Annotated in this window: 5 protein-coding genes and 2 pseudogenes; all 7 read right to left on the bottom strand. The window is 44.9% G+C overall.

The window, feature by feature from the left end:
- Positions 1–209, bottom strand: a pseudogene (locus JFN88_RS24510) (serine/threonine protein kinase); the annotation flags it as partial.
- A 264-nt stretch (positions 210–473) separates the two neighbouring features.
- Positions 474–1,076 carry a phosphotransferase-like protein gene (locus JFN88_RS10605; RefSeq protein ID WP_199019293.1) on the bottom strand — a complete coding sequence of 201 codons (603 nt, stop codon included), beginning with the start codon at positions 1,074–1,076 and terminating at the stop codon, positions 474–476.
- A gap of 88 nt (positions 1,077–1,164) precedes the next feature.
- Positions 1,165–2,883, bottom strand: a complete 1,719-nt coding sequence (gene argS, locus JFN88_RS10610; protein ID WP_199019294.1) for an arginine--tRNA ligase — start codon at positions 2,881–2,883, stop codon at positions 1,165–1,167.
- A gap of 295 nt (positions 2,884–3,178) precedes the next feature.
- Complete coding sequence (locus JFN88_RS10615) at positions 3,179–3,760, bottom strand: hypothetical protein (protein WP_199019295.1); 582 nt, start codon at positions 3,758–3,760, stop codon at positions 3,179–3,181.
- Positions 3,761–3,764: 4 nt separating this feature from the next.
- Positions 3,765–4,843, bottom strand: a pseudogene (locus tag JFN88_RS10620) (NAD(P)H-dependent flavin oxidoreductase).
- A gap of 221 nt (positions 4,844–5,064) precedes the next feature.
- Positions 5,065–6,009 (bottom strand): S-layer homology domain-containing protein, encoded by a 945-nt coding sequence (locus JFN88_RS10625; protein WP_199019296.1) that lies wholly within the window; start codon positions 6,007–6,009, stop codon positions 5,065–5,067.
- Positions 6,010–6,149: 140 nt separating this feature from the next.
- The coding region (locus tag JFN88_RS10630; RefSeq protein WP_199019297.1) for an immunoglobulin-like domain-containing protein at positions 6,150–10,409 on the bottom strand (4,260 nt) is incomplete at its 5' end.

The following is a 10,409-nucleotide window of genomic DNA, read 5'->3' on the forward strand; positions in this document are numbered from 1 at the left end:
TTTCCGGAAAACTCCATTGGTCTACAACCCGCGTATTTAACAAATAGCTTGTTACCATTCTTTTCGATTCCGAAACTAATGTTACCAGAATCTTGCTGATCAAACACGCAAAAAACGGTGCCAATTGATTGAAGCCATGTGAAATCGTGATGATCTTGAAGTTCGAAAGATACATTGTCAATCTTAAACTTAATCGGCTGTTGATTCATATAATCGTCCCCTCAATCTTGGGGATTCACGTAGTTTACAGGACTATTTATACGTTATCCCCTGCTTTTTATGTGCCCTATTATTATCGATCAAATGGCTTCTCATAAGACATCACTCCTCTCATTTCTAATTAACACAATTATCCATCTAATAAATATAATTTGAGAACTACTAGTAAAATTGTTGTATAATACTAGTAAGCGTAATGAACGCAGTCAAATGCCCCGAAGCGTGAACATGGTGCTATCTGAAGGATACGCCCTCTATAAAACACCAACACTTCTATTTTTTAACTTCTTAAAAGCAGAGTATTCACCATTTGATCTAATAAAATTTAATATCAAATTGGCGCATTCGTTTGGTCTCAAGGTTTCAGTATTTAGTTCAATGTCATACTCATTAAGGCAATAAACTATATCATACTGTGAGATTGCTAATCCACTCTCTCTATCTTCCCTTAGTTCTTCTCTTCTAATAAGTTCCTCTTTCGAGCAAGTTACTCCTACAAATAGAACAGGATGATCGATTAATAAACCTAGACATGTATTAAACCTCTCGTCATTATCATTTACTGTATCTACAACTACATTAATCCCCTTTTCCGACATAAATTTAACTGTTGAATAAAATAAATTAACTAATGAATCAATAATTATTTGGACCGAAACTTCCACATCTTCTCCATCGGCTGATTTTGAACATTTAGTGTTAATAAAATCAATGTAGTCATGAAACAATTCATGAAAAAAATCATCAATTGATAAATGATGAAATGAGAATTCATTTTGATTTAATAGTTCTCTCGATATGGAAGTCTTTCCGGAACTTGAAGTTCCATTTAGAAAAACTATTATCCCTTGCTTCAATTTAATCACCCCTTAAAAAAATAATAACGCCGAAAAGATTATGAACAGTGGCCAGGGCTCCCTATTTTACCACTGCTGATTAACATCCCTATAATTTTTCTGGTGACTCTAATCCAATAAGACGCAATCCGTTACGCAGCGTAATTTGAACACACTTTACAATGGAAAGCCTTGCGAGGCGTAAAGCAGGGTCTTCAACGAGAATTGAGTGATCGTGATAAAAACGATTGAATGCTTGGGCTAAGTCAATGAGATAACGACTTACAATAGAAGGTTCCAATTTCACCATAGCCTGCTCAATGCGCTCCGTAAAAAAATAAAGCTCCTTTAGGACTCCTATCGTTTCCTTTTCTTGTATAAGTGCAGGGTCAATTTGTAAGTCCTGCTCAATTAATTGAATGCTTGCACCACCGTTGGCTTTCCTTAGAACACTACAAGCCCGAGCATGAGTATATTGAATATATGGCCCAGTTTCTCCCTCAAAGTTAAGCGCTTCTTCCCAGGAAAACACGATATCCTTAATGCGATTTCCACTTAAATCGTTAAAAATAACAGCGCCAACACCTATCTGACGAGCTACTTCTTCTTTATTTTCCAAATTAGAATTTTTTGCTTCAATGATAGTATGAATCTTCCTAATCGCTTGTTGAAGCAAATCTTCCAGCTTCACCACATTCCCTTTGCGGGTGGAAAGACTCATGCCATCCAAGCTGACGCGGCCGAACGGAACGTGAACAAGATCCTTTGACCATTCGTATCCCATAAGCTCAATGATCTTGAACCACTGTTGAAAATGTAAACTTTGGGCATAGTCCGTAACATATAGCGCCTTTTCGAAATGAAACGTCGATTGTCTGTAGATTGCAGCCGTGACATCACGTGTATGATAAAGAGAACTCCCATCCTTCTTTACCATAAGTGCAGGGGGCATATTGTAATCATCTAGCCTGATTAGCCAAGCTCCTTCGTCTTCCACAAGCATTTTCTTTTTGTGAAGTTCCTCGACTACAGACCCCATTTTATTATTATAAAAACTTTCGCCCGCGAACGAATCAAAACTTACGCCAAGCAGATCATAAATTTTTTGAAATTCCTTTAAACTGATGTCGACAAACCATTCCCACAACGGAAAGGCTTCCGCGTCGCCCTTTTCAATCTTAACGAACAACGCGCGTGCCTGATCTTCAAGATCTGGATTTGTTTCAGCCTCATCGTGGAACTTAACATATAGGCGGAGCAACTCGTCGATTGCGCCTTTTTCTACGTCTTCTTTATTTCCCCAGCGTTGGTACGCCACAATCAGCTTCCCGAATTGAGTCCCCCAATCCCCGAGATGATTAATACCAATGCACTTGTAGCCCAGAAAAGAAAAAATCTGATACAGTGCATTTCCAATAACGGTCGATCTCAAGTGGCCAACGTGAAAGGGTTTGGCAATATTCGGTGAAGAATAATCGATGACAATGGTTCGCCCCTGCCCTATATTTTGAGATCCGAAGCGATCTTGTTCTTGAAGAATGCCGTTAACGATGTCAGCTGCAAAACGCTTTTTATCTAAGTAAATATTCAGGTATCCGGAAACAGCTTCCACACGTTCAATATCGTCTCCGTTTAATTTTTCCTTTAATTCGTTGGCGATCACCTGTGGAGGCTTGCCCATTTTTTTGCTTAATTTAAAACAAGGAAGCGAAATGTCTCCCATCCCTTGATTTAATGGATATTCGAGCAATGATAAAACATCATTTTCTTCCGATACTTGTATTAAAGAAGAGAGTTGACTAGCAATAAGTTTTTTGTAATTTTTCATGATTTCACCAATCCCTTATTACGATTATACTCAAGGATGAGAACGCTAACATTACCGAATCCGATTAACATATTCGAGCAAACACATCTATATATTAAAAACATCCTGGATAAAGGTATCTTGGAAATAATATGTAAAATTATACACAAAGTAATCCCTAGAAGCAACTTGGACACGAGTTAATTATGCTCCTTATAATGCCCAGAGGCTTCAGCATATCCCCGTAAGTATCGCTAGTCAACGTAATGACTGTTTGTTGAGACGGAACGACACAAATATACTGTCCTCCCAAAATTTATATATCCGTTACGGGGTACCATCTCAAATCTTCATGCCGTATGAAATTTGTTTCTTTATATCTGTATTCATAAAGCAATTTGCCATTTTTATCGAATGCTTTTGGAGAAAGCCTGTCTACTTGAACTGCTTCGTCCCAAGACAATGTTATAGGCTCTCTTGATTGAGTTTGTTTATTAATTCTGTTGCCTTCAGGGCCTGCCTCAATGTAGGAAATGTTTGAATCGTTCACTAAAACGCTGATTACTGTGGCTTTCTCTCTCGCATTATTCAAAGATATACTACCGATTGTTTTAATGGGATCGTCATAATTGTAATGCCAAACTGACGTATTCGATGACCATAATAGTCCATATTTTTTTATACTTATCGCCGTTACTGGCTTCTCAGAGGAGTCGAAAATATAAACTCCTCCCCAGCTAAATTTAACTTCATCTAACAATACGGAGTTTTTTGGTACAAATGCATTTGCTCTTGCTGCACTTAGACCATCTAGCCTATACCCCAGCATATACGCAACAAAAGACAAAATTACCATCATATATATTGCTATCGATAACTTAGGAAAGTTTTTTAACATTTCACTACTCTGCTCCCCTTAAAATACATGACAAACCCTTTGCTTGATCCATGGTTTCTTTGATAATTGCAGCGGCAGATTGGTCTTTAGCCAACCTCAAGCCTTGCCCGGCCCAGAGTGACATATACTCCGGGTTATTTGCCTTTGCTGAAGCCTGCCTAATATCCTTGGTCATGACATGCTGAATAGGGTAAGGAGGAATTTCCCCTGGATATACGTGCATATCACGCATAAATTTTGTTTGAATTCCCCTTGCTGCTTTGCCAGAATAAGCAGACGTAATTTCAGTAGTATCCTCGTTTGCTGAGAGTATTTTTTGTTTGTACACGGGATGTGCTCCACTTTCGGCACAGGCTAAGAAAGCAGTACCCATTTGAACGGCGGCTGCCCCCAAAGTCGACTGGCTACAAGCCCCCTTCCATCCATGATCCCCCCTGATGCAATCACGGGAACCGCAACATGGTCAACAATTTGGGGAACCAGAGCTATAGTTCCTATTAAAGAATTTGATGCGTTCTTCAAAAATGTCCCTCTGTGCCCTCCCGCTTCACTTCCTTGAGCCACAATAGCATCTGCGCCAGATAGCTCCAATTGTATAGCTTCATTAACTGTTGTTGCAGTACCCATTACAAAAATTCCACGTTGTTTCATGCTTTGAATAACATCAGATGAAGGTATGCCAAACGTATAGCTAAAAACAGGGACGCACTCTTCCAGAACTACTTGTACCTGCTCTTCAAACGATTCTGAATACTTCTGAACGGATGGATTTTGTGGAATGCCAAGTTCATTACGGTAAAAGTTGAGGTGATCTGACATTTCCTCAATCGTTTCTTCTTCTGGTTCTTCCGGCTGCTCCAATACAAATAAATTAACGCCGAATGGCCGGTCGGTTAACTCCCTGATCTTATGGATTGTATCTCGAAGCTGTCCAGGGGTGAAATAGCCAGCCCCTAAGTTGCCTAGTCCGCCTGCATTTGAAACTGCTGCTACTAATTCGGGAGTTGTTGGTCCGCCTGCCATCGGTGCCTGAAAGATCGGATATTTAATGTTGAGCTTTCGTGTTAAAAATGTTTCAAACACTTTTGAACCCCTCCTGTAACTGGTTCCTTATTGATTCCCATATCTGGATTATATAATAAATTGTACCTCCCTGCGCATATTACGTAAACTGAACATAATGGTTTGTATCAAAAATTACAATCGTGTTGTTACCGTCGAATACTCGAAGATAAACGGCGCGGCAGCCTGTGCAAAAAAAACGGGGACAGGCACGCCGCGTGCCTGTCCCCAAGATTAGCGATTTAACGACTATCACCCTTCATATAATAGTAAGCTCTCATCGCCACTACAGTTGCCATTTCCCTCGTTACTTCACCGCTTGGATGGAAACGATTGTTCCAACCCGACATCATTCCGAGCGCCGCTACAGTCCGCACTTCGTTTGCAGCCCAAGCTGACACTTGCGGTATATCTTTGAGTCCTGTGTCTTGATCTTTTATTTGCAAGGAAAGCGCTCTGACCACCATTACGGCCATTTCCTCCCGAGTGATTTTATCGTTCGGATGAAATCCGTCGGGAAAACCTTTGATGATTCCTGCCTGATAAGCGGCGTTTACGTGCGGGTAGAACCAATCGCTGCGAGTAACATCGCTGAAATCGCTGAATTTTTGTTCCATGCCGTTATCTGCTTTCAAGCCGATAATCCCAACCAGGATTGTCGTAAATTCAGCTCTCGTCATCGATGCCTTCGGATAAAAAGCGCCTCCTCTGCCTTCGACCAAGCGCATTTCGGTCGCCTCGCCTACGGCGCTAATCGCCCAATCCGCTATATCACCGACATCCGAGTACAAGTTGCGAAGATCAATTTTTTCGGATTTTTCCGGTGTCGTCGGCACTTGCGGAGTCTCAATAGCCCCACCTTTATCTTCCCCTTGTGGATTTGTTGTCGGTGAAGTTTCCCCCAAATCCGATCCAAGATTCGTCGTGTACCGCCATTGAACCTTGTCATTTTCTTTCAATTCATACTGGCTTGCTCCAACATCTAGGAACCTGCCATTTACATTGTACATCCATCCGCTGCCGGCGCCGTGATCGAATTCGCCATCGCCGTCGATGGATTCCACGTAGACACTGTTAAATTTGCCGCTCCATGTGTAGCGATAACTGATGCCGCGGCTGTCCAGTTCTCTCTTCAATACGCTCCATGGCGTATCCCCGTTCTGCAGCGTTACGCTGGATTCCGGCACAACATAACCTTTTCCGATTGCGAGTTTATCTACCGAGAGCTTTACCTGCTTGGTCGGAGTTGGATTCGTGCCGCCGCCAGGGGCCTGAACCAGGCTTGAAACATAGACGATAAAATCGGTAAAATGCTTCGTCTTGATAATTAAATCATTGCCGCTATCGTAACCGAATTCGAGCTTGCCGCTCGCTCTGCCTTCCGCTTCGCTCGAATACTTCTGGATCGAATATGCCGATATCCATTCTGAATATAAGCGACTTCCTTCCCTTTCATCCCTGCGAAAGTCAATGTGACGAAACCGTCGAACAGAATGGACCCGTCGCCGCCTACTGTGATGGCTTGATCGACCGAGTCTAATTTTTTGCCCCCCGGAATAAGCGAACTCACCTTGTTTCTTAATACGGTGTCCGTTGCATCCCGGGTCGTTATAAGCTCCACAGACGATGCATCGCCGCTCGTAATTTTAATGCCCTTCGGAATGACAAGCTCAATATTCCCTTTGGAAGCCTCGATTTTCGGCAAGCTCGTTCCGACTGGCAAGCTTACCATTACTTTGGAGCGCATGTCGCTGGAAATTTCCACTTTCACTTCTTTATTGGCATCATCTGCCGATATAGGAATCTTAATGTCCTGATACCCGCTCGGGATGACAAGCTTGGGTTGATCCCCGCTCGGCAAAGGCATTTCAACCACAGTCTTATCCGGCAGCTCCCCGGATACATCTGTCATGTCGTAAAGACGATTGCTTGCAGATTTGAAGCGGTCATAAGCGACCAGCGCATACGTACCCTGATCGGTCGCCATCGCATCAGCAATCCCTGCTCCAATGGACGGCCTGATGTGCATAAATCCGCCGTCGGCTAAGGCGAATGATAGCAACGCATCCAGGGCGGACATGCCGTTTTTAATAAACCTCGCATCGTTCTTGGCATCAACCCCTATCGCAGACAGCGCGGTAACGACTTGAGCCATGCTTTCACTGCTGGAGATACCGGAATTGGAGAAGCTGCCATCGCTGTTCTGAGCCGCCGCTAGCAAATTGACCGCGCGATCCGCTGCTGCTCGTATATCTTCCCGGGACTGATAGTAAGGAGCCAGTGCTTGAATCACCATGGAGGTGATATCGATGTCCGCATGTGTAGCATTCTCGGACAACGCCCAACCTCCAGCACGGGCAGTACCCTTCTTCACTTCCGCATTCAGCAGATAATCAATCAGCTTGCCCCTTGTTGTTTGTACCTTTCCTGAAGCCGCAACAGGAATCGAATAATGACGGGAATCAAGCGCAATCAGGGCGAAAATCGGACCATTAATTCCTTGCTTGATTACGTAACCGTAATCCGACAATGCTTGCGTCAAGTCGTAGCCATTGACATTTCCAGGGTCTTTGCCGATCGCGGTTAGACCGATAATGGCTCTGGAATGCTCCGTGCTCTTTGATGGGTCCAAAAGTCCGTTATTTAGATCGTTCAATCGTTTTATTTCGGCAGCCGCATTGCTGTAATACGTCTGATAATATCCCTCGGCCACTTTGTAGTTTGCTCTCGCCAGCGAGAGGATGGACCATTCCCCGCCAAGCGTACCGAACGTTGGATGGATGACCGTCCGTTCAAGATACGCCAAGTTCTTGTCCAACTGTTGCTTGAAAGTCAACGGTTCGCCGACCTTGTAAATAACCGTGACCGATTGCTCCGATACGTTGCCTGATTCATCTTCAGCTCTAACGGTAATCGTATTCACTCCCGGTTGAAGCTCAACAACGTAGCTATCACCCGTCTTGGATATCAACGCTCCGTTCAGTTTTACCTCAGGCAAAATACCATCAGTCTTATTATCTGTTACCGTCACGCTGAACGTTAAGTGCGGTTCGAAATACTCTGTCTGATCCGTGATTCCCGTGATGTGGATAACCGGCTTGTCCGTATCCGGTTGATTGGCTCCCAAATCCACTCCCTGGTTCAGCGTATATCTCCATGCGACGACGTCATCCTTTTGAAGCGTGTATAGTCCTGCACTAACTTGTGGGAATACGCCGTTGACAGCGTACATCCATCCGCTCTGAGGGCCGCGGTCGAACTCGGAAAGTCCATCAATGCCTTTTACATATAGGGTCGAACCTTCTCCGGAGTAGTTGATTTTATTTCCCAATTCTCTGGCCAGAATGGTGAATGCCGTATCTCCCGGCAAAAGCTCCACATTCTTCGAAGCAATAATCGTGCCTTTCTCTGAATCCCCAATGACGGAGAGTGTTGCCAGCTCGACACTTTGAAGTCTTTCCCACACCTGAAACGCGGCAGTCGTATGGATGATCGTCGGCGCGCTATTAGGAACGTAATCGGATACGGAAACCGTATAATCGCCTGCCGGAAGCTTGTTGAAAGCCGCCTCTCCCTTGGCATCCGTTTTCTCCCGACTGACCTCGACTCCCGAATCGTTGTAGATCGTTACCGTTATGTCGTTCGCCGGAACAGGGCTCAGCTCAAAACGGGGGAAATCCATCTCCATTTTATGCACAACGATATTTAAACCGATATCGTCGTAGATCGCGCTTCCCGATTGGGGGATGATCGCAATCGAATCAATCGGCATCGTCGAATGATTGTTGTAGTAAATGATTACTTCATCTGATGCTTTTAGAGCGATTTGATCCATCGTACCATCGGGCGATGTGATCCAGCTGTTTTCTCTACGAACGGCATAATCCCAAAATCCGTAATCTTGTTCACCGTAATAAGCGGAATGGATGCCTTCGATTGTCAGAACAGGCATACCCCGCTCGATTTTCTTCGATACGTTCAGTCCCCGGTCCATTGCCAGAGCGTCAAGCGCTTGACCAGGGGTTGCTGCATTTACGCTGCCTTGTGCAATGCGGCCTTCTGGTCCTTCGATTCGGATGTTGACTTTTACAGCTGTAACCGGCTCAACTCCAATTGCCTTTACATAAGCGGTAAAAGCTTTCGTGCTCTCCGCGCTGCCCTTCCTGACCGTTGCCGTTAATGTGACTTCCGTATCTTGAGCTGCCGGGCGCGCCACAATCCCGGTTTCGGAAATAACGGTCGTATTGCTGGATTTCCATGTAATCGTCGAACCGTAAGCTCCCGTGACTGGCAGCGTGATATTCGTCGTTATGCTTGACAAGTTCCCCAAAGCAAGCGCTTCTTTGTCCCGGGTTACGATTTGTTCATCGGTCAACTTGAGCTTGATTCTTTTCCATACGCTGTCACTGGCTACAATATCGCCGAGCGCGATGACCGACTGATACGTGGCCATATCGTTCACAGTGCCCTGGGACGTCTGATACATGAATCCGCCGTGTTCCCCGTAATACTGAGCCAAGGTGTCAATCGGCGTCTTGCCGTTCACCGCCCATTTGGAACTCGTTACATCCTCACCGGCTGCTGCAAGTCCAGACAACACGGTTGCATGCGTATTCCCGTTGTCATTGCCCCAGCCCGCGGCAAACGTACCGGTTTGCAACTGATTAGCTTTTAAATAGGCTACCGCTTTGGCTATTGCCGCGTTGACATCTACATCAGCATCGGAAATATCCCGCGAACCCGATAAGGCGATTAACGCCATGCCGGTCAAATCGAGGTCGCCTATTGAGCCGGATACCGTTTGCATGCCGATCAGCTTCTTGACCGCGCCTTTCTTGTCATACGGCCTGACCGGATTGGCGCCATTGTAAATCTGCTCTGCATTAGCTGCGTTCAGTGCGATAATTGCCCATATCTGCTGGTTTTCTATAGAGGAGAACGAGCCCCCGCTTCCCTGCATCCTGGACACGAATGTATCGACGAGATTTTGTCCGCTTGGCGTCTGATAAGGGTTGTTGCCTGTACTGAGCAGACCAAGAATAAGTCCTGCATATTCAGTTGGTGTTGAAGCCGTCAAGTTGCCCGTATAGTCTGAAACCTTATATCCTTCCAGAGACCCCCAGCCGCCAAGTACAGCTCCGTAATCCCAAAAGGAACCCAGAACTTTGTTTTTTACGACGTCATAATAGTTTTTGGAGACGTACAACAAATAGGGTGCTGATGGTTTGTCAGTTGAAGTGATGACGAGCGCCGAAAATGTCTTCGTTAACGTTGCGCTGCCTTTCGTTACATGCGCCGTCAGTGTAACCAGCTTGTTCTCCGCTGGAAATACGGGACGGGTTACTGTACCGTCTGGCGCTATGGCAGTGTCGCTGGATTCCCATGTGATGGTCGAGCCGAATCGTCCCGCAGCAGGCAATACCAGGTTCTTTGTCACATAACTTGTATCACCAAGTGTGACGAACGGAAGATCAGCCTCGACTGTTTCCAAATCATTATTAAGCACCGGGGCGGAAAATGTAATTTGATCCCATACGGTTTGGCCTGTCACAACGGATGCAAGGGCAATGATTGCATACTGCGTTGC

The sequence above is a fragment of the Paenibacillus roseus genome, assembly GCF_016424485.1.
Lineage (GTDB): Bacteria > Bacillota > Bacilli > Paenibacillales > Paenibacillaceae > Paenibacillus_D > Paenibacillus_D roseus.